Below are 24,948 nucleotides of genomic sequence, written 5' to 3' on the forward strand. Positions count from 1 at the left end.
ATTGAAAAATACTTTATTAAACTATAAAGATTTTAAAAACTATCTAAAATATGAATATGAAGCAAAAGACATTAAAGAATTTTTTCTATCCAAACTAAACTTTTATAAACATAAAATACATTTTATGAGAAAAACCGCTCCTTATAAAACTGATTTTTATATCCTTGCCAGAGAATTCAAAAATACTTATAATAATAAATGGGAAGAAAACAAAATAACTAACTTTTCAGGACATGCTGGAATAATAGCTAATAATATTTTAGAAAATATTTTTAAAAAGGGATTAAACCTTGAGTAGTTTACTTGAAAAACTTAAAATCGAAAAAAGTAATATAGAAAAAAGGATTATTTTTAATAAAATTGAAGAAATAGACACTAGAAAAATATACCACACAAAAATATTTAAACATTTTAGTTGATTTTAGAATTACAAACAAAGGAGAAAGACTTAGGCTTACTTTTCAAAAATTTAATAATGCTGAGGACTTTCTTTTTTTTAATCTTTTTCCTTTAAAAGAAAATGACAAGTTCCTAGAAATAAGATATAGGCATGATAGACTCAATAAACCTTTTTTCCTTAAAAAAGAAAATAATAAAACTTATGCAATAAAAAAACTCTATTATATAGAATTTGCCTTTAAGAATGGCTCTATTAAAGCATATGTTCAATCTTTAAGAACACTTCTAAGAAAAAATAAAGAGGATACTGAATATTATCAGTTAAATTTATCATATCTAAAAAAAATGGAAAAAAAGTATATGAATTTTATAATAAAAGATTAAAAGATGGGGGTGTTATAAATAAATGGATAGAAAAAAACCAATTATAATTACACTGGCAAGCTTAAAAGGAGGGGTTGGGAAAAGCTCACTTTCTATACTTTTTTCGTATATCTTAAAAAAATTGGAAAAAGGGTAATATTAATTGATTTAGATCCACAAAATTCTTTAACTTCTTATTTTAATAAGTATATTTCTAATATTAAAAAATATAATGTTTATGAATTTTTAAAAGGAAATGCCTATTTTATTAAATGTGAAAATAAAATTAATGAATTTATTTCTATAATTCCTTCTTATCCTATTTTAGAAAAATTTAATACAGATGATATAGATTATAAGGAAATTACTCTAGAATTTAGATTAAATAAGGGTACTAAAATTTTTGATTTTGATTACATTATAATAGATACTTCTCCAAGTAGAAATTTCCTTTTAAAGAACGCTTTAAATGTTACAGATCACATTGTAATCCCAGTTCAAGTAGAAAGGTGGTCGATAGAAAGTTTTTCTATTTTAATGGGAACTATCAATAATATTCAAAATATTAAAAATAAAAAATACAATATTTCTATTATAGAAAACCAATTTATTAAAAATAGAAATACCCTAAAGGAGGTTGATAGTGTGCTATATGAATAGTAGATTTAAGCTTGTTGGAGCTATTTTTATAATATAATAATTTAGATTGTTGTGATTGAGTTTTAAAAGTACGAATGATTTAATATAGTTAAGTTTTTGTGATAGATTTAATATGCACGGCGTGTTAACTAAAAAGATGCTTTGTGAATTAGAGTTGTGCTTGATTTCATTTAGTGTTTCTTTAGACTTTGCAATCAAAGAGTAAACAATTCTCAGTTGTTTAGTGGTAATACCAACCCCAAATATCTTTTTTACAACATAATTAATTCTATCTGTTTTTATAGATACTAGTCTATTTTTATCTAGATTTTCAATACATCTGGAAATTTTATTAGAGCAAATTAGGGAATGTTTTTGAATTTGTAAACCGTTGTCCAATATATAAGAAATTGTATCAGATTTGAAATTGTAAGGAGTTTTTATATTTTGATTTTTTAGGTAATTTAAAGGAATTCCAGAGGCCATAATAATTCCAAGTAAATGGTGATTAGTGCTAGAAGAATTGATAAGATGTTCACTAATTAGAATAAATTCATTCGGATTTATTTTGTAAAAATTTTTTTGTTTAGCAAATTTACCTTTTTTTTAAAAAAAAAGTTGCATAAAAACATATAAACATTATATGTCACCCAAGTTCCAAAGGTTACCAACATCTGTACTGATATAATTAACTACCGTATTGCCAACATTTTTTATTCCAGAAAAAGCCCCACTTATACCATTTTTATGCTGTCGGTTATCTTTTTTAAGAAATTACTAAAATTAAAGTTCTTAACCTTAGTAATGATAGTAGAAATGTTGCTAAGTGTCGTACGCAAAACATCATTGGTTAAGTCTTGAAGAGTTTGTTCTATATTGACTAAATCACTTTTAGCTTTTTTAACATCACTAGAAGGATTAAAAATTTTCAAGGATAATAAATCCTTAATGACCCCTTCAATTTCTTGCAGTCTTAATTTCAAATCTCTTCCTTCAATAGTTACGGTTAAAATTGAAAAAGTTTTACTTTATCTAAAACCTAATGATTTTAATTTCGATGTAAATAAGAGAATTTTTGCTTGTATGGTTAATTTATATACAAAAAGGATTCCTATTGAACCTATTATAGTTTTCTCATTTTGAACATCATGATCAATCTCTTTTAAAACATCGCTTATATGTGTTAAATTTTCATTTCTATAAGTTAATTCAGTAGAACTTGCTTTATTTTGTACATTATCAAAAAGCACAAATAAATCTATTGATTTATTTGTAGCATCTTTAATTATAACATTAGCAACACTAAGAGCTTCACGTCTTATGCTATACTCTTTTATAATGTTAGCATGAATTTCTATTATAACTCCTACTGTACTGTACTTAGATATAGTCTTAATATATTCATTTATATCCAAAGCCCCTGAAAACTTGAATAGAATTTTTATCTTTTGAAAGTTCATTGAAAATTATAAAAAATAATCTTATAGAAAGTGGATTTAAAAGTCTTGATAAAATTATACAAGGATTTAATAAATCAGATTTTGTAATAATCGAGGCACGTCCTAGTGTTAGCAAAACACTGCCTTTGCACTTATTATAGTAAATAATATATGTTTTAAAAAACAAAATCGAAGTGTTGGATTTTTTACACTTGAAATGCCAAGTAAGTCTATTGTAAGGAGGCTTATATCACTTAATGCTGAATTGAATATCATAAGATTTATAGTAGCTGAATGAATAAAAATGAACTCATTGCTTATAATAAATCACTTTCTGAACTTAATAATTTATCTCTTTATTGAAAGTACACAAGGTATTCAAATATATGAACTGAAAGCTCAGTCCAGATAAATGAAAAGAATAGCAATGTTGAGATTATTTTTATTGATTATATTAGTTTAATTACTATATCACATAATGATATTCCTCGTTTTGAGCAAGTTGCATTTTTGAGCCGTACTATACGTGTACTTGCTCTTGAGCTTGAAATTACAATAATAGCTTTGTCACAAGTTGCCAGAAGCACAGTGGGTAAGAGCCTAGTTTAGCAACTTTAAGGGAGTCAGGAGCATTAGATCAGGATGCTGACATTGTATTTTTTTACATAAAGAGAATAAGGAATATAAAGAGAATAATAATACTTTAAGTGACGATACAACTGAAGTAAATAAAGGTTGCTAAACATAGAAACGTGGCCACTAGTGCTTTAATCATGGATTTTGTACCTAAATTTACTAAATTTATAGATAGAAAATAATGTTGTAAAAATAATTTCTATACCTATTAATTAATATTGTTTTATTAGCTTCTTAATTTAAAATTAAAGTATTTAAAACAAAAAAAGGAAGTAAATTAAAAAATGTTACTTGGTATTTTAGTAAAAATACACAAAGTATAAAAATCTATATAAGTAGGTTTTATATAGATTTTTATACTTTAATTAAGGATTTTGGTAGTCTAATTGGTATTTGATAACTTTAGTTAGTTATTATAGCAATAAGTTATAAACTTGGAGGTAAACTTTCTGAAATTGATTTAGAATTAGGAAATTTAAAAGAAGATAATAAAAAATTAGATATTAAAGTAGATAACCTAGGCACTAAAGTAGGTACTTTCGGTAAAAGAGTACTAACACTTTAAGTTGAGACTAAAAATTTAGTTACTTCAGTTAATAGAGTTAAAACCAGATTAGATAGAGTTGAAACTAGACTGGACAAAATTGATGATATGATAAATAAATCAAGTGATAAATATATGCTTTTCTTTACCAATAAAGTATTAGACGCGCTTAAAATAGAACGAATGAAATTCTCTATAAAGACAATAGAATATATTTTCTAGAACTTGTACAAAGTATGAATCTTATAGAAAAGAAAGAAAGTACAAAAAAAGAAAATAGAATTATAATATCACTTGGCGTGTAGTGATATTATAATTCTATTTATATTTATTCATTAAATTCTTTAAGATTTTGTATTATTTCGTCAATTTCTTTTTGTACATTAATTGTATAGCTAAGCACTTTTATAACTTTTTCAAGATGTTCAATTTCGTCTTCATTTTCATTAATAATAAGTTCTTTGCCTTTTCTGTACTTTAAGTAGCTTTTAAGCACTTGATAACTCCCAATTTCGTATTCATATACTTCTTTAGCTACATTAGTAAAACAACATGTTGAATTATAGTAAAGTTCTTTTGTGTCTTCTTTATAAGTAATTTTCTCTACAATGCGATTATAGTCTCCAGCGTGATTACCAATACTATTGTTGAGCTTTAAATTATCTTTTAATAAATGAGAATTAATGAGCTTAGTTCCAAGGTTACTAAGCTCTAAAAATGCATCTACATTATTTACAAAAATAATCTTAGGATAGTCTATTTTTAAAAATTCTACGAATTTTTCTCTATAAGTATTTGAGTATAGCACTGCATAGATATAGCCAAATATTTCTTCTGGAGTAAATATTTTATTGTATTTAGTATTAATAAATTCTCTAAAAATATCTTTATTATCCTTTTTATCCTTCTTAAAATTTTCTTTTTTTATATTTTTAAATACACCTTGATTTTCTTTTATATAAAGTGGAAAAAGATAGCATGATTCACTACCCTTATTTGAAACAAAACATTTATCCGAAATTTCAGAAGTAACTAAAGCATGTTTAAAACTATTTGTTGATAAAAGCCTTGTTGTAACAAGTCCTATATTGTCTTCAATTTCTAAAATATGTTCCATTGTTTTATATCTTGGCTCTACTACAACCCCTTTATTTTTAGAATAATAAGTAAATCTATTATCAAATGGTCTATATGATATTTCTTTAACATAACTTTTATTAAAATTGGTATTTTTTAAAAATTTTTGAATTTCTGATAACTTCCAAAACATAGAATCTTTTTCTATATTATATTTGTTCCTTGCATTTTTTTCTGGCAAATATGCAAAATCCCTAAGTTTATCCATAAGGGTATCTTTTGTATAATCAATCGCTATTTTGTCTTTTCTAGTTACTATTCCAACATTAAATTCATTAAAAATATCTATTAAAGATTTTCCTTTATTATAAATATCTTCATTTGATAAATCTTTTTTAATAAAAAAATAATTAGGCTCTTTATAGTCAAGTTTTTCAAAATTAAGATCATAAATATGATTTTTATTTAAAAAATCATATTTATGATCTCTTTTCCCTTTTATACTGCTGTAGTATACATTAGCCAGTTCATTCTTTTTTTCTTTTTCTTTATATTTAGCAAAAATAGCAATTGCAACCCCAGTTTGAATGTCAAATACATTTTCATCTATACTACCATCGTCAGTTTTTTCTTTTTTACGTGAACTACCATGTAGATTAAGGATGTAGATTTCATCAAAAGTGCTTAGCAAATGATGTCTCATGCCTCTAAATGTGATGTTATCAAGGTATCCATTGTTTGTTATAATTCCAAGAAGTCCTTCTTCACTGCCTTTAATAGTTAATAATCCTTCTTTTTTATTGTTCTCTAATTTATTCTCTGCAAATCTAATAAACTTAACATAATCATCATTAAGTGTTTTAGTATTTCTTTCATTTATAGGACTATTTTTTATTTTTTTATAATCATTGACTAAATTCAATATATATTGATTATTATTTTTTGACTCTGCACTATAAGGAGGATTTCCAAGTATTACTAGTATTGGATTACGTTTAATTTCATTTGCTTCTTTAGTCTCTTTTGCAATATCTTTAAAAAAAGAAAAAGAAAAGAATTTCTGATCTGTAATTTCTTTTAGGTCAAGAGTGTTAGTTAAGTACACTTTGAGCTTTGAATCCTTATTAAAGTCAACTTTGCAAACTTCTTTTAAATACTGACTTAATTTAAGGTGTGCTACAGCATAAGGTGCCATTAAATATTCAAAACCATATAAGTTTTTAAGTATATGTAGATTAATATAGTCTTTTTGTCTGCCAGATTTTTCTGGAATTTCCTTTAGTATTATAGTACGAATAACTTCAAGTAAAAATGTACCTGTTCCTGTTGCAAAGTCCAGTACTGTAACTTTTTCTTTATTTGCAATACCATGATTTAACTTAAATTCTTTTTTAAGCATTTCATTTAAACTATTAACAATAAAACTAACAATAGGGCTAGGAGTGTAGTAAACTCCTTTTGCCTTCCTTAAAGATGCATCGTATTTAGCAAGAAAATCTTCATAAAAATAAAGATAGGGATCCTTTGAATTTAAGCTAGAATTAGTAAATGAAAATTCATTAAAAATAAGTTTTGTATCAATATTATTTACTATGCTTATAATGCTTTCTAAAATCCATCTTAAGTAATTAAATTCACTATCTTTATGGATATCTTTAATCAGTTTTATAATGTTTTGTATAAGTGAAAAATTAGTAGGGATAAAGTTTTCAATATTTTTAAAATTAATTTCTATATTTTCTTTACTATTAAGACGAGCAATAAAAAGTCCATATGTAATAGTTTGAGCGATTGAATCTGAAAATTCTGAAATACTAAAATCATCACTATAAATACTTTTTTTAAGTATTCTGCAAGTTGAAACTAAAACATTTAGCTCACCTAGTCCTGATTCATCAATATCTAAATTTAGTTTTTCTTCATTTTCCTTTAAGTTTACTTCAATCTCTTCTTTTAAAGATTTAGTTTTACTTGCAAGTAGGCTAGCTAAAGCTTCAATACTTTTTATTTTTTCAAAATGAGAGTTAAAGAACCCAAATAAAATATTTATAATTTTGGTTAATTTATTTTTATCGAGTTTAGTATCTTCACTATATAGCTCTTCTTTAGTTAGTAAAGACCCTCTTAGTTTAATCTCTTTGTCTTTAATCCATATAAACTCAATATAATTTGTAAGAAGTATACTGCGTGTTATATTTTTGTATTTTTCAATTTGGGAACTTTTTAGTATTTCGTCTAAGTTTTGCCCAACTTTTTTAACTTCAATACACCCTATAGTACCCTGGGTTATATTATGTCTAACAATATAGTCGGGTGATCCAAATCCTTCTTTACTTCGTCTTGGCTCATGCTGAATAGCAATACTTGAGTTTTGATTAATTTTATTAAAATCATTAAGTAAATTTTCTAAATGAGTTCTGTTAGAATACTCTGTTTTTTCTTCTAATTTTGTACTTCTTAGATTAGTTATATATTCTTTTGCCTGTTTGAATAGAGACTCATTATTATTCATTTTTATAAATATAAAAGATATATATTTTAATATCAACTAAACATATATTTGAAAAAACTATTTTTGTTCTTAGCATATAACAAAAATAAAACTTTCTAAGTTTCGATATATTGCTTTAATGTCAGAATTTAATTTTTCAAATTTTTTTAAATTTTCAGTTTTAATATTATTGCTATTACTGCTATTTATAGTAAATTCTATATTATTTTTTTCATTGTCTGTCTAATAATACGATTTTTTCATTAAACATACCAAAAGAGTTTTTAATAATATTCTTAAATATTTCATCTGAATTTTTCGTATCAAAGTTAATTTTAGTTTTAAAAAATTTAAGAAAATCATCGCTTGTATTCTCAATCTCTTTTTTAAATAAACTAAAAATTTGTCTGTATATTTTTTCTTTAATGTAAAAGATCTAGCTTCTTCAATATTTAAAGAATTTCTAGAAAATTTTTCAAGATATTCAAAATCTTCAGATGTTAATTTCTCTAAATTAATAATCATAAAAGGCTCATTATCTAGTGAATTATCTTTACCCAAATGGCATAGAATCTATATTCTATGCCATTTGGGTAATATGCCAAATTTAATTTCATATTTAGAAAAAAGATTATAAAAATAATCTGATAATTGACTAAAATGATTTTAAAGATTTTCTTTATGATGCTTAACTTCTAATAAAATAGTAGGATTTTTATCCTTAGAATAAAGAATATAGACTGCTTTTATTTCATTTTTTCTAGTAACAATAATTTAAACCTCAACTTAAACACATGAAGGATTAGTATGACAATAACCCATTGCATCTAAAAATGGATCAATAAAAAACTGTCTTTTTTTCAGCCTCTATTTTAAGACCATCCTTATGAGTTTGTATTTTTTACTTACATCTTTTATTTTTTCTATAAAATTTATATTTTTTTCTTCATTTAACATATGCAATATATATATTAGCAATATAATTAGAAAATAATTAATTTAAAAATATCACTCGGTATTTAACGATTTTAAGTTTCAGGACTTATTTCCTTATTTTTCCAGTATAAAACTTTTTCTTTTACTATTTTCTTTGCAAAATTTATATAAATCCGCATCATTTGTTCTTCAGTTATACTTGCAGTATTTGTTAGCGCAGTTTTCATAATATTGCCTCTATATGGCCTATTATACACTATTATAGTTAGTGAGGTCTATTTACAGATATAAAGTATAAGTTCTTGCAAGAAAAACCTTTTTGTAATTTACATTTTTAACTTTGAATACTGATTATAGAAGTAGATTATAAGAAAAAAGACCCTTAGCAAAAACTAAGGGTCTTTTTAAAGGTACTGATAGTTCATAATTTAAAAATATATAAATAGTAATTTTTTTATTTATAAAAAGCTCTTCCAAAATTAAGCTAGTCAATTAGAAATTTGCCCTATATATATCATTACACCATCTCTTATAAAATTAAACTTGCAGCGGTTTTATTAGATTTATCTAGATCTCCTTATTGTTTTCCTGTTATATTATCTTTAATTTCTTGCAAAATTTAATACATTGTGTTTTATAGACAATTTCTTTTTTTTAAATGGGTTTATAAAATTTTCTTTTAATCGATAATAATAAATTTTTAATTTTTCTTAATTACTTAATTTTTATAAAACAAATAAAAAAAATTTTATGCTAAAATCATTTTTCTAAAAATTTATTAAAAACTGTCTAATATACTACTATATTATTAAAATTAGAATTACTAGATTTTTTATTTAAACCTTCTAGTTCAGCAATTTTGCTTAAAAAATTATCTTTAATTTCTACCATGTCCAACAAATATCGGTAATTTTTACTTCTTATATATGTTTTATTGAGTTTAATAGCAGTTTAGCTTCTGCTAATTTTATTCGTGGTGATTCGTTTAGTACGTCAAAAAAATAGTTGAAGATTATCTTACTATGTATTACATCATGTCCAATATGATTTTTTATTGCACTAATTAATTCTTAATCCTTTTGTCTGCTTAGAATTTTTAACTAAAATTGATTTTTAATCTCTTGTCATTCTCAGTTTCTATACTATTTTTTCAAGTCATCTCCAAGTCCTTTTAATTCATTTTACATTTTAAGTTATTCTTTATATTTTGGTTTATTTGATTTCTTATTGTATGGGGTTTTAAAGATTTGCATTTTATTTATAAAATCGATGAAGTTTTTGATAACTAAACAGAACATTTGGAAAATATTCTACTTATACATAAATCTTTCTCAAAAATTTAAAAAGTAATAAAAAATTTAGCAATTTAATGTGTATAAAAGGAATGTTTGGAGGAAAATATTTATAACTTGATAATTTTGTAACCACCACCACCACCATCAACTTTCAATTCCACACCTGCTTTTTTCGCAGCATCAACAATCCCTTTCATTCCACCAGCAATCGCCTTAACACTGTCAGCGTCCCCTTTGGTGCCATTATTACCAGCATTAGCAACGTTTCCAATGCTATCACCAGTACCACCATTCTTCTCACCTGCTTTTTAACAGCATCTCCAATTCCTTTTAACCCACTTCTTACGGCCTCCCCTATAATCTCTGTTAAAGCACCCACAGTCTTAGTAACAGCACTCTTAACTGCATTCTTCAATGATTTCTGACCATTCGCACCGCCATCCAAAGCAAACTTTCCACCCTTAGCCATCCCTCTTAGAACAAGAGCAGCAGCAATCGCATCATTCTTCTGCATATTACCAGTAAACGCTCCGGCGTCATCATCATCATCAGCAGCACCAATGGCAGCATCAATTGGATTTGTAGCATCACTAGCCCTAGCACCATTACCATCACCACTAGTCACGATAGCATGCAGTATCTGCTTTCCACTCACCTTACTAACAGCATCAGCTGCTTTCCCAATCGCTGCATCATCAGCATTATCACGACCACCCGCATTAAATAATTTTCCCACATCTTCATTCTCATTCCCACCACCAGCATCAACTTTCAATTCCACACCTGCTTTTTTCGCAGCATCAACAATCCCTTTCATTCCACCAGCAATCGCCTTAACACCGTCAGCGTCCCCTTGTGCGCCATTATTACCAGCAGCAGCAACGTTTCCAATGCTTTCAACACCACCACCACCATTCTTCTCACCTGCTTTTTTCGCAGCATCTATCATCTCTTTTAACCATCCGCTAGTTCCTGTAACAGCACTCTCAACTGCATTCTTCAATGATTTCTGACCATTCGCAGCAGCGCCATCCAAAGCAAACTTTCCACCCTTAGCCATCCCTCTTAGAACAAGAGCAGCAGCAATCGCATCATTCTTCTGCATATTATCACCAAACGCATTGGCGTCATCTCCAGCAGCACCAATGGCAGCATCAATTGGATTTGTAGCCGTACTAGCCCCAGCACCATTACCATCACCACCACTAGTCACGATAGCATGCAGTATCTGCTTTCCACTCACCTTACTAACAGCATCAGCTGCTTTCCCAATCGCTGCATCATTAGCACTAGCACGACCACCCACATTAAATAACTTCCCCACATCCGCATTCTCAGCAGCACCACCACCACCATCAACTTTCAATTCCACACCTGCTTTTTTCGCAGCATCAACAATCCCTTTCATTCCACCAGCAATCGCCTTAACACTGCCAGCGTTCCCTTGTGCGCCATTATTAGCAGCAGCAACGTTTCCAATGCTTTCACCACCACCACCACCATTCTTCTCACCTGCTTTTTTTGCAGCATCTATCATCTCTTTTAACCATTCGCTAGTTCCTTTAACAGCACTCTCAACTGCATTCTTCAATGATGTACCTTTAGCACCGCCAGCCAAAGCAAACTTTCCACCCTTAGCCATCCCTCTTAGAACAAGAGCAGCAGCAATCGCATCATTCTTCTGCATATTACCAACACCAAACGCGGCGTTGTCATCATCAGCAGCACCAATGGCAGAATCAATTGGATTTGTAGCCGTACTAGCCCCAGCACCATTACCATCACTAGTCACGATAGCATGCAGTATCTGCTTTCCACTCACCTTACTAACAGCATCAGCTGCTTTCCCAATCGCTTCATCATTAGCACCAGCACGACCACCCACATTAAATAATTTCCCCGCATCCACATTCTCATTCCCAGCACCACCACCACCAGCATCACCACCAACTTTCAATTCCACACCTGCTTTTTTCGCAGCATCAACAATCCCTTTCATTCCACCAGCAATCGCCTTAACACTGCCAGCGTCCCCTTGTGCGCCATTACTACCAGCAGTAGCAACGTTTCCAATGCTTTCACCAGCACCACCATTCTTCTCACCTGCTTTTTTTGCAGCATCTATCATCTCTTTTAACCATTCGCTAGTTCCTGTAACAGCACTCTCAACTGCATTCTTCAATGATGTACCATTCGCACCGCCAGCCAAAGCAAACTTTCCATCCTTAGCCATCCCTCTTAGAACAAGAGCAGCAGCAATCGCATCATTCTTCTGCATATTACCAGTAAACGCTCCGGCGGCGTCATCTCCAGCAGCACCAATGGCAGCATCAATTGGATTTTTAGCCGCACTAGCCTTAGCACCACCACCATCACCACTAGTCACGATAGCATGCAGTATCTGCTTTCCACTCACCTTACTAACAGCATCAGCTGCTTTCCCAATCGCTTCATCATTAGCATCATTATTACCACCCGCATTAAATAATTTTCCCGCATCCACATTCCCAGCAGCACCAGCACCAGCATCAACTTTCAATTCCACACCTGCTTTTTTCGCAGCATCAACAATCCCTTTCATTCCACCAGCAATCGCCTTAACACTGTCAGCGTCCCCTTTGGCGCCATTATTACCAGCATTAGCAACGTTTCCAATGCTATCACCAGTACCACCATTCTTCTCACCTGCTTTTTAACAGCATCTCCAATTCCTTTTAACCCACTTCTTACGGCCTCCCCTATAATCTCTGTTAAAGCACCCACAGTCTTAGTAACAGCACTCTTAACTGCATTCTTCAATGATTTCTGACCATTCGCACCGCCATCCAAAGCAAACTTTCCACCCTTAGCCATCCCTCTTAGAACAAGAGCAGCAGCAATCGCATCATTCTTCTGCATATTACCAGTAAACGCTCCGGCGTCATCATCATCATCAGCAGCACCAATGGCAGCATCAATTGGATTTGTAGCATCACTAGCCCTAGCACCATTACCATCACCACTAGTCACGATAGCATGCAGTATCTGCTTTCCACTCACCTTACTAACAGCATCAGCTGCTTTCCCAATCGCTGCATCATCAGCATTATCACGACCACCCGCATTAAATAATTTTCCCACATCTTCATTCTCATTCCCACCACCAGCATCAACTTTCAATTCCACACCTGCTTTTTTCGCAGCATCAACAATCCCTTTCATTCCACCAGCAATCGCCTTAACACCGTCAGCGTCCCCTTGTGCGCCATTATTACCAGCAGCAGCAACGTTTCCAGTGCTTTCAACACCACCACCACCATTCTTCTCACCTGCTTTTTTTGCAGCATCTATCATCTCTTTTAACCATCCGCTAGTTCCTGTAACAGCACTCTCAACTGCATTCTTCAATGATTTCTGACCATTCGCAGCAGCGCCATCCAAAGCAAACTTTCCACCCTTAGCCATCCCTCTTAGAACAAGAGCAGCAGCAATCGCATCATTCTTCTGCATATTATCACCAAACGCATTGGCGTCATCTCCAGCAGCACCAATGGCAGCATCAATTGGATTTGTAGCCTCACTAGCCCCAGCACCATTACCATCACCACCACTAGTCACGATAGCATGCAGTATCTGCTTTCCACTCACCTTACTAACAGCATCAGCTGCTTTCCCAATCGCTGCATCATTAGCACTAGCACGACCACCCACATTAAATAACTTCCCCACATCCGCATTCTCAGCAGCACCACCACCACCATCAACTTTCAATTCCACACCTGCTTTTTTCGCAGCATCAACAATCCCTTTCATTCCACCAGCAATCGCCTTAACACTGCCAGCGTTCCCTTGTGCGCCATTATTAGCAGCAGCAACGTTTCCAATGCTTTCACCACCACCACCACCATTCTTCTCACCTGCTTTTTTTGCAGCATCTATCATCTCTTTTAACCATTCGCTAGTTCCTGTAACAGCACTCTCAACTGCATTCTTCAATGATGTACCTTTAGCACCGCCAGCCAAAGCAAACTTTCCACCCTTAGCCATCCCTCTTAGAACAAGAGCAGCAGCAATCGCATCATTCTTCTGCATATTACCAACACCAAACGCGGCGTTGTCATCATCAGCAGCACCAATGGCAGAATCAATTGGATTTGTAGCCGTACTAGCCCCAGCACCATTACCATCACTAGTCACGATAGCATGCAGTATCTGCTTTCCACTCACCTTACTAACAGCATCAGCTGCTTTCCCAATAGCTTCATCATTAGCACCAGCACGACCACCCACATTAAATAATTTCCCCGCATCCACATTCTCATTCCCAGCACCACCACCACCAGCATCACCACCAACTTTCAATTCCACACCTGCTTTTTTCGCAGCATCAACAATCCCTTTCATTCCACCAGCAATCGCCTTAACACTGCCAGCGTCCCCTTGTGCGCCATTACTACCAGCAGTAGCAACGTTTCCAATGCTTTCACCAGCACCACCATTCTTCTCACCTGCTTTTTTTGCAGCATCTATCATCTCTTTTAACCATTCGCTAGTTCCTGTAACAGCACTCTCAACTGCATTCTTCAATGATGTACCATTCGCACCGCCAGCCAAAGCAAACTTTCCATCCTTAGCCATCCCTCTTAGAACAAGAGCAGCAGCAATCGCATCATTCTTCTGCATATTAACACCAAACGCATTGGCGTCATCTTCATCAGCACCAATGGCAGCATCAATTGGATTTGTAGCCGCACTAGCCTTAGCACCACCACCATCACCACTAGTCACGATAGCATGCAGTATCTGCTTTCCACTCACCTTACTAACAGCATCAGCTGCTTTCCCAATCGCTTCATCATTAGCACCAGCACCATTACGACCACCCACATTAAATAACTTCCCCGCATCCACATTCCCAGCAGCACCAGCACCAGCATCAACTTTCAATTCCACACCTGGCTTTTTTCGCAGCATCAACAATCCCTTTCATTCCACCAGCAATCGCCTTAACACTGTCAGCGTTCCCTTGTGCGCCATTACTATCAGCATCAGCAACGTTTCCAATGCTTTCACCACCACCACCACCACTCTTCTCACCTGCTTTTTTTGCAGCATCTATCATCTCTTTTAACCATCCGCTAGTTCCTGTAACAGCACTCTCAACTGCATTCTTCAATGATTTCTGACCATTCGCAGCGTTAGCCAAAGCAAACTTTCCACCCTTAGCCATCCCTCTTAGAACAAGAGCAGCAGCAATCGCATCATTCTTCCGCATATTATCACCAAACGCATTGTTGTCATTACCATCACCACCAATGGCAGCATCAATTGGATTTGTAGCCGTACTAGCCTTAGCACCATTACCATCACCACTAGTCACGATAGCATGCAGTATCTGCTTTCCACTCACCTTACTAACAGCATCAGCTGCTTTCCCAATCGCTGCATCATCAGCATTATCATGACCACCCACATTAAATAACTTCCCCGCATTCGCATTCCCACCATCACCACCATCACCAGCATCAACTTTCAATTCCACACCTGCTTTTTTCGCAGCATCAACAATCCTTTTCATTCCACCAGCAATCGCCTTAACACTGCCAGCGTCCCCTTTGGCGCCATTATTACCAGCAGTAGCAACGTTTCCAATGCTTTCAACACCACCACCACCACTCTTCTCGCCTGCTTTTTTCGCAGCATCTATCATCTCTTTTAACCATCCGCTAGTTCCTGTAACAGCACTCTCAACTGCATTCTTCAATGATTTCTGACCATTCGCACCGGCAGCCAAAGCAAATTTTCCATCCTTAGCCATCCCTCTTAGAACAAGAGCAGTAGCAATCGCATCATTCTTCTGCATATTACCAGTAAACGCTCCGGCGGCGTCATTTTCAGCAGCACCAATGGCAGCATCAATTGGATTTGTAGCATCACTAGCCCTAGCACCATTACCATCACCACTAGTCACGATAGCATGCAGTATCTGCTTTCCACTCACCTTACTAACAGCATCAGCTGCTTTCCCAATCGCTGCATCATCAGCATTATCACGACCACCCGCATTAAATAATTTTCCCACATCTTCATTCTCATTCCCACCACCAGCATCAACTTTCAATTCCACACCTGCTTTTTTCGCAGCATCAACAATCCCTTTCATTCCACCAGCAATCGCCTTAACACCGTCAGCGTCCCCTTGTGCGCCATTATTACCAGCAGCAGCAACGTTTCCAGTGCTTTCAACACCACCACCACCATTCTTCTCACCTGCTTTTTTTGCAGCATCTATCATCTCTTTTAACCATCCGCTAGTTCCTGTAACAGCACTCTCAACTGCATTCTTCAATGATTTCTGACCATTCGCAGCAGCGCCATCCAAAGCAAACTTTCCACCCTTAGCCATCCCTCTTAGAACAAGAGCAGCAGCAATCGCATCATTCTTCTGCATATTATCACCAAACGCATTGGCGTCATCTCCAGCAGCACCAATGGCAGCATCAATTGGATTTGTAGCCGTACTAGCCCCAGCACCATTACCATCACCACCACTAGTCACGATAGCATGCAGTATCTGCTTTCCACTCACCTTACTAACAGCATCAGCTGCTTTCCCAATCGCTGCATCATTAGCACTAGCACGACCACCCACATTAAATAACTTCCCCACATCCGCATTCTCAGCAGCACCACCACCACCATCAACTTTCAATTCCACACCTGCTTTTTTCGCAGCATCAACAATCCCTTTCATTCCACCAGCAATCGCCTTAACACTGCCAGCGTCCCCTTTGGCGCCATTACTATTAGCAGCAGCAACGTTTCCAATGCTATCAACACCACCACCACTCTTCTCACCTGCTTTTTTTGCAGCATCTATCATCTCTTTTAACCATTCGCTAGTTCCTGTAACAGCACTCTCAACTGCATTCTTCAATGATGTACCTTTAGCAGCGTTAGCCAAAGCAAACTTTCCATCCTTAGCCATCCCTCTTAGAACAAGAGCAGCAGCAATCGCATCATTCTTCTGCATATTACCAGCACCAAACGCGGCGTTGTCATCATCAGCAGCACCAATGGCAGAATCAATTGGATTTGTAGCCGTACTAGCCCCAGCACCATTACCATCACTAGTCACGATAGCATGCAGTATCTGCTTTCCACTCACCTTACTAACAGCATCAGCTGCTTTCCCAATCGCTTCATCATTAGCACCAGCACGACCACCCACATTAAATAATTTCCCCGCATCCACATTCTCATTCCCAGCACCACCACCACCAGCATCACCACCAACTTTCAATTCCACACCTGCTTTTTTCGCAGCATCAACAATCCCTTTCATTCCACCAGCAATCGCCTTAACACTGTCAGCGTTCCCTTGTGCGCCATTACTATCAGCAGTAGCAACGTTTCCAATGCTTTCACCAGCACCACCATTCTTCTCACCTGCTTTTTTTGCAGCATCTATCATCTCTTTTAACCATTCGCTAGTTCCTGTAACAGCACTCTCAACTGCATTCTTCAATGATTTCTGACCATTCGCACCGCCATCCAAAGCAAACTTTCCACCCTTAGCCATCCCTCTTAGAACAAGAGCAGCAGCAATCGCATCATTCTTCTGCATATTAACACCAAACGCATTGTTGTCATTACCATCAGCACCAATGGCAGCATCAATTGGATTTTTAGCCGCACTAGCCTTAGCACCACCACCATCACCACTAGTCACGATAGCATGCAGTATCTGCTTTCCACTCACCTTACTAACAGCATCAGCTGCTTTCCCAATCGCTTCATCATTAGCATCATTATTACCACCCGCATTAAATAATTTTCCCGCATCCACATTCCCAGCAGCACCAGCACCAGCATCAACTTTCAATTCCACACCTGGCTTTTTTCGCAGCATCAACAATCCCTTTCATTCCACCAGCAATCGCCTTAACACTGTCAGCGTTCCCTTGTGCGCCATTACTATCAGCATCAGCAACGTTTCCAATGCTTTCACCACCACCACCACTCTTCTCACCTGCTTTTTTTGCAGCATCTATCATCTCTTTTAACCATCCGCTAGTTCCTGTAACAGCACTCTCAACTGCATTCTTCAATGATTTCTGACCATTAGCAGCGTTAGCCAAAGCAAACTTTCCACCCTTAGCCATCCCTCTTAGAACAAGAGCAGCAGCAATCGCATCATTCTTCCGCATATTATCACCAAACGCGGCGTCGTCATTACCATCAGCACCACCAATGGCAGCATCAATTGGATTTGTAGCCGTACTAGCCTTAGCACCATTACCATCACCACTAGTCACGATAGCATGCAGTATCTGCTTTCCACTCACCTTACTAACAGCATCAGCTGCTTTCCCAATCGCTGCATCATCAGCATTATCATGACCACCCACATTAAATAACTTCCCCGCATCCGCATTACCATCACCACCATCACCAGCATCAACTTTCAATTCCACACCTGCTTTTTTCGCAGCATCAACAATCCTTTTCATTCCACCAGCAATCGCCTTAACACTGCCAGCGTCCCCTTTGGCGCCATTATTACCAGCAGTAGCAACGTTTCCAATGCTTTCACCACCACCACCACTCTTCTCGCCTGCTTTTTTCGCAGCATCTATCATCTCTTTTAACCATCCGCTAGTTCCTGTAACAGCACTCTCAACTGCATTCTTCAATGATGTACCATTCGCACCGGCAGCCAAAGCAAATTTTCCATCCTTAGCCATCCCTCTTAGAACAAGAGCAGTAGCAATCGCATCATTCTTCTGCATATTACCAGTAAACGCTCCGGCGGCGTCATTTTCAGCAGCACCAATGGCAGCATCAATTGGATTTGTAGCCTTACTAGCCCCAGCACCATTACCATCACCACTAGTCACGATAGCATGCAGTATCTGCTTTCCACTCACCTTACTAACAGCATCAGCTGCTTTCCCAATCGCTGCATCATCAGCATTCCCATTACCACCCACATTAAATAACTTCCCCACATCCACATTCTCATTCCCAGCACCACCAGCACCAGCATCAACTTTCAATTCCACACCTGCTTTTTTCGCAGCATCAACAATCCCTTTCATTCCACCAGCAATCGCCTTAACACTGCCAGCGTCCCCTTGTGCGCCATTATTACCAGCAGCAGCAACGTTTCCAATGCTTTCACCAGCATCACCATTCTTCTCACCTGCTTTTTAACAGCATCTCCAATTCCTTTTAACCCACTTCTTACGGCCTCCCCTATAATCTCTGTTAAAGCACCCACAGTCTTAGTAACAGCACTCTCAACTGCATTCTTCAATGATGTACCATTCGCACCGATAGCCAAAGCAAACTTTCCACCCTTAGCCATCCCTCTTAGAACAAGAGCAGCAGCAATCGCATCATTCTTCTGCATATTACCACCAAACGCTCCGTTGGCGTCATTATCAGTAGCACCAATGGCAGCATCAATTGGATTTGTAGCCGCACTAGCCTTAGCACCACCACCATCACCACTAGTCACGATAGCATGCAGTATCTGCTTTCCACTCACCTTACTAACAGCATCAGCTGCTTTCCCAATCGCTTCATCATTAGCACCATCATGACCACCCGCATTAAATAATTTCCCCGCATCCGCATTCTCAGCAGCACCACCACCAGCATCACCATCAACTTTCAATTCCACACCTGCTTTTTTCGCAGCATCAACAATCCCTTTCATTCCACCAGCAATCGCCTTAACACTGTCAGCGTCCCCTTTGGCGCCATTATTATCAGCAGCAGCAACGTTTCCAATGCTTTCACCACCACCACCACTCTTCTCGCCTGCTTTTTTCGCAGCATCTATCATCTCTTTTAACCATCCGCTAGTTCCTGTAACAGCACTCTCAACTGCATTCTTCAATGATTTCTGACCATTCGCAGCGCCATCCAAAGCAAACTTTCCACCCTTAGCCATCCCTCTTAGAACAAGAGCAGCAGCAATCGCATCATTCTTCTTCATATTATCAACACCAAACGCTCCGTTGGCGTTGTCATCATCAGCAGCACCAATGGCAGCATCAATTGGATTTGTAGCCTCACTAGCCTTAGCACCATTACCACCATCACCACTAGTCACGATAGCATGCAGTATCTGCTTTCCACTCACCTTACTAACAGCATCAGCTGCTTTCCCAATCGCTGCATCATTAGCATTATCATTACCACCCATATTAAATAACTTCCCCGCATCCGCATCCGCATTCTCAGCACCACCACCAGCATCAACTTTCAATTCCACACCTGCTTTTTTCGCAGCATCAACAATCCCTTTCATTCCACCAGCAATCGCCTTAACACTGTCAGCGTCCCCTTTGGCGCCATTATTACCAGCAGTAGCAACGTTTCCAATGCTTTCACCACCACCACCACTCTTCTCACCTGCTTTTTTCGCAGCATCTATCATCTCTTTTAACCATCCGCTAGTTCCTGTAACAGCACTCTCAACTGCATTCTTCAATGATTTCTGACCATTCGCAGCACCGGCAGCCAAAGCAAACTTTCCATCCTTAGCCATCCCTCTTAGAACAAGAGCAGCAGCAATCGCATCATTCTTCTGCATATTACCAGTAAACGCTCCGGCGGCGTCATTATCATCAGCACCAATGGCAGCATCAATTGGATTTGTAGCCGCACTAGCCTTAGCACCACCACCATCACCACTAGTCACGATAGCATGCAGTATCTGCTTTCCACTCACCTTACTAACAGCATCAGCTGCTTTCCCAATCGCTGCATCATCAGCACCAGCACCATTACGACCACCCGCATTAAATAATTTCCCCGCATCCGCATTTCCAGCACCACCATCACCATCAACTTTCAATTCCACACCTGCTTTTTTCGCAGCATCAACAATCCCTTTCATTCCACCAGCAATCGCCTTAACACTGTCAGCGTTCCCTTGTGCGCCATTATTACCAGCAGTAGCAACGTTTCCAATGCTTTCACCAGCATCACCACTCTTCTCACCTGCTTTTTTTGCAGCATCTATCATCTCTTTTAACCATCCGCTAGTTCCTGTAACAGCACTCTCAACTGCATTCTTCAATGATTTCTGACCATTAGCACCGATAGCCAAAGCAAACTTTCCATCCTTAGCCATCCCTCTTAGAACAAGAGCAGCAGCAATCGCATCATTCTTCTGCATATTATCACCAAACGCATTGTCGTCATCATCAGCAGCACCAATGGCAGCATCAATTGGATTTGTAGCCTCACTAGCCTTAGCACCATCACCATCACCACTAGTCACGATAGCATGCAGTATCTGCTTTCCACTCACCTTACTAACAGCATCAGCTGCTTTCCCAATCGCTGCATCATCAGCACCATTATTACCACCCGCATTAAATAATTTTCCCGCATCCGCATTCTCAGCACCACCACCACCAGCATCACCATCAACTTTCAATTCCACACCTGCTTTTTTCGCAGCATCAACAATCCCTTTCATTCCACCAGCAATCGCCTTAACACTGCCAGCGTTCCCTTGTGCGCCATTATTATTAGCAGCAGCAACGTTTCCAATGCTTTCACCACCACCACCATTCTTCTCACCTGCTTTTTTCGCAGCATCTATCATCTCTTTTAACCATCCGCTAGTTCCTGTAACAGCACTCTCAACTGCATTCTTCAATGATTTCTGACCATTAGCACCGTTAGCCAAAGCAAACTTTCCATCCTTAGCCATCCCTCTTAGAACAAGAGCAGCAGCAATCGCATCATTCTTCTTCATATTATTACCAGTAAACGCTCCGTCGGCGTCATCATCAGCAGCACCAATGGCAGCATCAATTGGATTTGTAGCCGCACTAGCCCTAGCACCATTACCATCACCACTAGTCACGATAGCATGCAGTATCTGCTTTCCACTCACCTTACTAACAGCATCAGCTGCTTTCCCAATCGCTGCATCATTAGCATTCCCACGACCACCCACATTAAATAACTTTCCCGCATTCTCATTCCCACCACCAGCATCAACTTTCAATTCCACACCTGCTTTTTTCGCAGCATCAACAATCCCTTTCATTCCACCAGCAATCGCCTTAACACTGCCAGCGTTCCCTTGTGCGCCATTATTATTAGCATCAGCAACGTTTCCAATGCTTTCACCACCACCACCATTCTTCTCACCTGCTTTTTTCGCAGCATCTATCATCTCTTTTAACCATCCGCTAGTTCCTGTAACAGCACTCTCAACTGCATTCTTCAATGATTTCTGACCATTAGCAGCGCCAGCCAAAGCAAACTTTCCACCCTTAGCCATCCCTCTTAGAACAAGAGCAGCAGCAATCGCATCATTCTTCTGCATATTATCACCAAACGCATTGTTGTCATCATCAGCACCACCAATGGCAGCATCAATTGGATTTGTAGCCTTACTAGCCTTAGCACCATTACCACCACCACTAGTCACGATAGCATGCAGTATCTGCTTTCCACTCACCTTGCTAACAGCATCAGCTGCTTTCCCAATCGCTTCATCATTAGCACCATCATGACCACCCACATTAAATAACTTCCCCGCATTCTCATTCCCATCACCAGCACCAGCATCAACTTTCAATTCCACACCTGCTTTTTTCGCAGCATCAACAATCCCTTTCATTCCACCAGCAATCGCCTTAACACTGCCAGCGTCCCCTTTGGCGCCATTATTACCAGCATCAGCAACGTTTCCAATGCTTTCACCACCACCACTACTCTTCTCACCTGCTTTTTTCGCAGCATCAACAATCCCTTTCATTCCACCAGCAATCGCCTTAACACTGCCAGCGTCCCCTTGTGCGCCATTATTACCAGCAGTAGCAACGTTTCCAATGCTTTCACCAGCGCCACCACTCTTCTCACCTGCTTTTTTCGCAGCATCAACAATCCCTTTCATTCCACCAGCAATCGCCTTAACACTGCCAGCGTTCCCTTGTGCGCCATTATTACCAGCATCAGCAACGTTTCCAATGCTATCAACACCACCACCACTCTTCTCACCTGCTTTTTTTGCAGCATCTATCATCTCTTTTAACCATCCGCTAGTTCCTTTAACAGCACTCTCAACTGTATTCTCAACAATATCTTCATTGTCTTTGGTTAATTTTTCAAGACTTTTTGCTGTTTCTTCTAGTTTTTTTGCGATAGCATCAAAGTAATTTTTTACATCGGATTTTTTTGGATCTGCTTTAAATCCTAATATATCGGTAATTAAACCGCCAAAAGAACTAAACACATCAATAAATCCATTTCCCAGTTTAATAATTGACTGATAAAATTTATTTACTGTGTCGTCCTTACTGGTAGTTTTTCCTGCATCACTTTTACAGTTTGTAAAAGCAATAAGGGTTGCTAATAGTATTGCACTTGAACTTTTTCTCATATGTTGTCTCCTTTATGAATTACTTTTTTGTGGAAAGGAAGGGGAATCAAGTTTTAAGTTGATACTAGTAAAGTATTGATTCAATCAGTTTTTTGAGATTTAGTTTTTATTTTATATATTTTTTGTTCAAACACATATCACTTTGCCATTGTAAAATCTTTTTATTTTTATTTAGGGATTAGACTGGAAATATTCATTTCAATGTAAATGAGGATAATTTTTAAAAAATAAAAATTAATAAGCTTTTTTAAATCAATTTAATTTATATTCCTTTTTGGAAATTGCTTTTCATTTGTCCTATGTAAATTTGTGATGATTGGTCTGGGTGACGATTGGATGACTGACTGCGTGTACTCAAAAAAAACAATTTAACAAGTGTATGTTTTAAAAAATTAATCACAGCTTCTTACCATTATTCTTAGATCTAAGAATAATGGTAAGAAGCTGTGATTAATTTTTTAAAACATACACTTGTTAAATTGTTTTTTTTGAGTTAAAATAATATTTTATATCTTTCATAAAGGAGACAACATATGAGAAAAAGTTCAAGTGCAATACTATTAGCAACCCTTATTGCTTTTACAAACTGTAAAAGTGATGCAGGAAAAACTACCAGTAAGGACGACACAGTAAATAAATTTTATCAGTCAATTATTAAACTGGGAAATGGATTTATTGATGTGTTTAGTTCTTTTGGCGGTTTAATTACCGATATATTAGGATTTAAAGCAGATCCAAAAAAATCCGATGTAAAAAATTACTTTGATGCTATCGCAAAAAAACTAGAAGAAACAGCAAAAAGTCTTGAAAAATTAACCAAAGACAATGAAGATATTGTTGAGAATACAGTTGAGAGTGCTGTTACAGGAACTAGCGGATGGTTAAAAGAGATGATAGATGCTGCGAAAAAAGCAGGTGAGAAGAATGGTGATGCTGGTGAAAGCATTGGAAACGTTGCTGCTGCTGGTAATAATGGCGCACAAGGGGACGCTGGCAGTGTTAAGGCGATTGCTGGTGGAATGAAAGGGATTGTTGATGCTGCGAAAAAAGCAGGTGTGGAATTGAAAGTTGATGGTGGTGGTGGTGCTGGGAATGTGGATGTGGGGAAGTTATTTAATGTGGGTGGTCATGCTGGTGCTAATGATGCAGCGATTGGGAAAGCAGCTGATGCTGTTAGTAAGGTGAGTGGAAAGCAGATACTGCATGCTATCGTGACTAGTGGTGATGGTGGTGGTGCTAAGGCTAGTGCGGCTACAAATCCAATTGATGCTGCCATTGGTGCTGATGGTAATGACGCCAACGGAGCGTTTGGTGATAATATGCAGAAGAATGATGCGATTGCTGCTGCTCTTGTTCTAAGAGGGATGGCTAAGGGTGGAAAGTTTGCTTTGGATGGCGGTGCGAATGGTCAGAAATCATTGAAGAATGCAGTTGAGAGTGCTGTTACTAAGACTGTGGGTGCTTTAACAGAGATTATAGGGGAGGCCGTAAGAAGTGGGTTAAAAGGAATTGGAGATGCTGTTAAAAAGCAGGGTAACGGGGGGCCTGAGAACAAAGCCCCAAAGGGCAACCAGGGCCAGAAACAATCTGAATCCAACTCATAACTGTATTTCCCTAACACGATTGAAAGAAGTAGAACTACCGGTACAGATATAGCTTAACACTCTGGACCGGCAGTTCCATAAATTACTATATGGTAGCATTAAACTAATACTAAAAGATAATAAACT

Annotated in this window: 15 protein-coding genes and 4 pseudogenes; 8 read left to right on the forward strand and 11 right to left on the reverse strand. The window is 36.7% G+C overall.

Annotation, left to right across the window (positions count from 1 at the left end; genetic code table 11):
* Position 1 precedes the first annotated feature (1 nt).
* The 3 genes and pseudogenes from QIA00_RS05080 to QIA00_RS05090 form a co-directional block, all read left to right on the forward strand.
* On the forward strand, positions 2–298 hold the full coding sequence (locus QIA00_RS05080) for a hypothetical protein (protein ID WP_421114460.1): 297 nt from the start codon (positions 2–4) through the stop codon (positions 296–298).
* Positions 291–830 (forward strand): annotated as a pseudogene (locus QIA00_RS05085) (DUF226 domain-containing protein). The gene QIA00_RS05080 and the pseudogene QIA00_RS05085 overlap by 8 nt, the downstream one beginning before the upstream one ends.
* Positions 806–1,419: pseudogene (locus QIA00_RS05090) on the forward strand (ParA family protein); the annotation flags it as partial. The pseudogenes QIA00_RS05085 and QIA00_RS05090, both read left to right, overlap by 25 nt.
* Here QIA00_RS05090 and QIA00_RS05095 read toward each other — a convergent pair.
* Together QIA00_RS05095 and QIA00_RS05100 are read right to left on the reverse strand one after the other, a co-directional pair.
* The gene (locus QIA00_RS05095) at positions 1,411–1,887 is read right to left on the reverse strand and encodes a hypothetical protein (RefSeq protein ID WP_421114461.1); all 477 of its coding nucleotides are present in this window, start codon (positions 1,885–1,887) and stop codon (positions 1,411–1,413) included. The pseudogene QIA00_RS05090 and the gene QIA00_RS05095 sit on opposite strands and share 9 nt — an antisense overlap.
* A gap of 248 nt (positions 1,888–2,135) precedes the next feature.
* Positions 2,136–2,384, reverse strand: coding sequence for a hypothetical protein (locus QIA00_RS05100; protein ID WP_421114475.1), 249 nt, complete (start codon positions 2,382–2,384; stop codon positions 2,136–2,138).
* Here QIA00_RS05100 and QIA00_RS05105 point away from each other — a divergent pair.
* The 4 genes from QIA00_RS05105 to QIA00_RS05120 all read left to right on the forward strand — a co-directional run bounded on the left by QIA00_RS05105 (position 2,350) and on the right by QIA00_RS05120 (position 3,449).
* Complete coding sequence (locus QIA00_RS05105; protein WP_421114471.1) at positions 2,350–2,544, forward strand: DnaB-like helicase N-terminal domain-containing protein; 195 nt, start codon at positions 2,350–2,352, stop codon at positions 2,542–2,544. The two genes, QIA00_RS05100 and QIA00_RS05105, sit on opposite strands and share 35 nt — an antisense overlap.
* A gap of 316 nt (positions 2,545–2,860) precedes the next feature.
* Positions 2,861–3,001 carry a DnaB-like helicase C-terminal domain-containing protein gene (locus QIA00_RS05110; protein WP_421114462.1) on the forward strand — a complete coding sequence of 47 codons (141 nt, stop codon included), beginning with the start codon at positions 2,861–2,863 and terminating at the stop codon, positions 2,999–3,001.
* A gap of 8 nt (positions 3,002–3,009) precedes the next feature.
* Positions 3,010–3,138, forward strand: coding sequence for a hypothetical protein (locus QIA00_RS05115; protein WP_421114472.1), 129 nt, complete (start codon positions 3,010–3,012; stop codon positions 3,136–3,138).
* Between the two features lie 170 nt (positions 3,139–3,308).
* Complete coding sequence (locus QIA00_RS05120; RefSeq protein WP_421114473.1) at positions 3,309–3,449, forward strand: DnaB-like helicase C-terminal domain-containing protein; 141 nt, start codon at positions 3,309–3,311, stop codon at positions 3,447–3,449.
* An 899-nt stretch (positions 3,450–4,348) separates the two neighbouring features.
* Here the strand turns inward: QIA00_RS05120 and QIA00_RS05125 are convergent.
* From QIA00_RS05125 to QIA00_RS05160, 9 genes and pseudogenes are all read right to left on the reverse strand, one after another.
* The gene (locus QIA00_RS05125) at positions 4,349–7,609 is read right to left on the reverse strand and encodes a type ISP restriction/modification enzyme (protein ID WP_421114463.1); all 3,261 of its coding nucleotides are present in this window, start codon (positions 7,607–7,609) and stop codon (positions 4,349–4,351) included.
* Positions 7,610–7,831: 222 nt separating this feature from the next.
* Positions 7,832–8,113, reverse strand: coding sequence for a hypothetical protein (locus QIA00_RS05130; RefSeq protein WP_421114464.1), 282 nt, complete (start codon positions 8,111–8,113; stop codon positions 7,832–7,834).
* Positions 8,114–8,616: 503 nt separating this feature from the next.
* Positions 8,617–8,751 carry a hypothetical protein gene (locus tag QIA00_RS05605; RefSeq protein WP_476727169.1) on the reverse strand — a complete coding sequence of 45 codons (135 nt, stop codon included), beginning with the start codon at positions 8,749–8,751 and terminating at the stop codon, positions 8,617–8,619.
* Positions 8,752–10,031: 1,280 nt separating this feature from the next.
* Positions 10,032–10,091 (reverse strand): annotated as a pseudogene (locus QIA00_RS05135) (hypothetical protein); the annotation flags it as partial.
* 50 nt (positions 10,092–10,141) lie between these two features.
* A pseudogene (locus QIA00_RS05140) lies at positions 10,142–12,475 on the reverse strand (variable large family protein); the annotation flags it as partial.
* Positions 12,397–14,772, reverse strand: a complete 2,376-nt coding sequence (locus QIA00_RS05145) for a variable large family protein (protein ID WP_421114465.1) — start codon at positions 14,770–14,772, stop codon at positions 12,397–12,399. The pseudogene QIA00_RS05140 and the gene QIA00_RS05145, both read right to left, overlap by 79 nt.
* Positions 14,735–17,710 carry a variable large family protein gene (locus QIA00_RS05150; RefSeq protein WP_421114466.1) on the reverse strand — a complete coding sequence of 992 codons (2,976 nt, stop codon included), beginning with the start codon at positions 17,708–17,710 and terminating at the stop codon, positions 14,735–14,737. The genes QIA00_RS05145 and QIA00_RS05150 overlap by 38 nt, the downstream gene beginning before the upstream one ends.
* A complete protein-coding gene (locus QIA00_RS05155) occupies positions 17,673–18,974 on the reverse strand; it encodes a variable large family protein (protein ID WP_421114474.1) in 1,302 nt (433 codons plus the stop codon). The genes QIA00_RS05150 and QIA00_RS05155 overlap by 38 nt, the downstream gene beginning before the upstream one ends.
* A complete protein-coding gene (locus QIA00_RS05160) occupies positions 18,896–23,218 on the reverse strand; it encodes a variable large family protein (RefSeq protein ID WP_421114467.1) in 4,323 nt (1,440 codons plus the stop codon). Before QIA00_RS05160 ends, QIA00_RS05155 begins: the two co-directional genes overlap by 79 nt.
* Before the next feature lie 533 nt (positions 23,219–23,751).
* Here QIA00_RS05160 and QIA00_RS05165 point away from each other — a divergent pair.
* The gene (locus tag QIA00_RS05165) at positions 23,752–24,822 is read left to right on the forward strand and encodes a variable large family protein (protein WP_421114468.1); all 1,071 of its coding nucleotides are present in this window, start codon (positions 23,752–23,754) and stop codon (positions 24,820–24,822) included.
* The last annotated feature ends 126 nt before the right edge of the window (positions 24,823–24,948 follow it).

Source organism: Borreliella americana (assembly GCF_032595795.2).
In the GTDB taxonomy this organism is placed as follows: Bacteria; Spirochaetota; Spirochaetia; order Borreliales; family Borreliaceae; genus Borreliella; species Borreliella americana.

Bases quoted from the DNA above. Each gene is read 5' to 3' on its own strand.
- QIA00_RS05130 (WP_421114464.1), bottom strand. From the start codon at position 8,113: ATGATTATTAATTTAGAGAAATTAACATCTGAAGATTTTGAATATCTT.
- QIA00_RS05095 (WP_421114461.1), bottom strand. From the start codon at position 1,887: ATGGCCTCTGGAATTCCTTTAAATTACCTAAAAAATCAAAATATAAAA.
- QIA00_RS05160 (WP_421114467.1), bottom strand. From the start codon at position 23,218: ATGAGAAAAAGTTCAAGTGCAATACTATTAGCAACCCTTATTGCTTTT.
- QIA00_RS05145 (WP_421114465.1), bottom strand. From the start codon at position 14,772: ATGCTGCGAAAAAAGCCAGGTGTGGAATTGAAAGTTGATGCTGGTGCT.
- QIA00_RS05105 (WP_421114471.1), top strand. From the start codon at position 2,350: ATGACCCCTTCAATTTCTTGCAGTCTTAATTTCAAATCTCTTCCTTCA.
- QIA00_RS05150 (WP_421114466.1), bottom strand. From the start codon at position 17,710: ATGCTGCGAAAAAAGCCAGGTGTGGAATTGAAAGTTGATGCTGGTGCT.
- QIA00_RS05165 (WP_421114468.1), top strand. From the start codon at position 23,752: ATGAGAAAAAGTTCAAGTGCAATACTATTAGCAACCCTTATTGCTTTT.
- QIA00_RS05605 (WP_476727169.1), bottom strand. From the start codon at position 8,751: ATGAAAACTGCGCTAACAAATACTGCAAGTATAACTGAAGAACAAATG.
- QIA00_RS05125 (WP_421114463.1), bottom strand. From the start codon at position 7,609: ATGAATAATAATGAGTCTCTATTCAAACAGGCAAAAGAATATATAACT.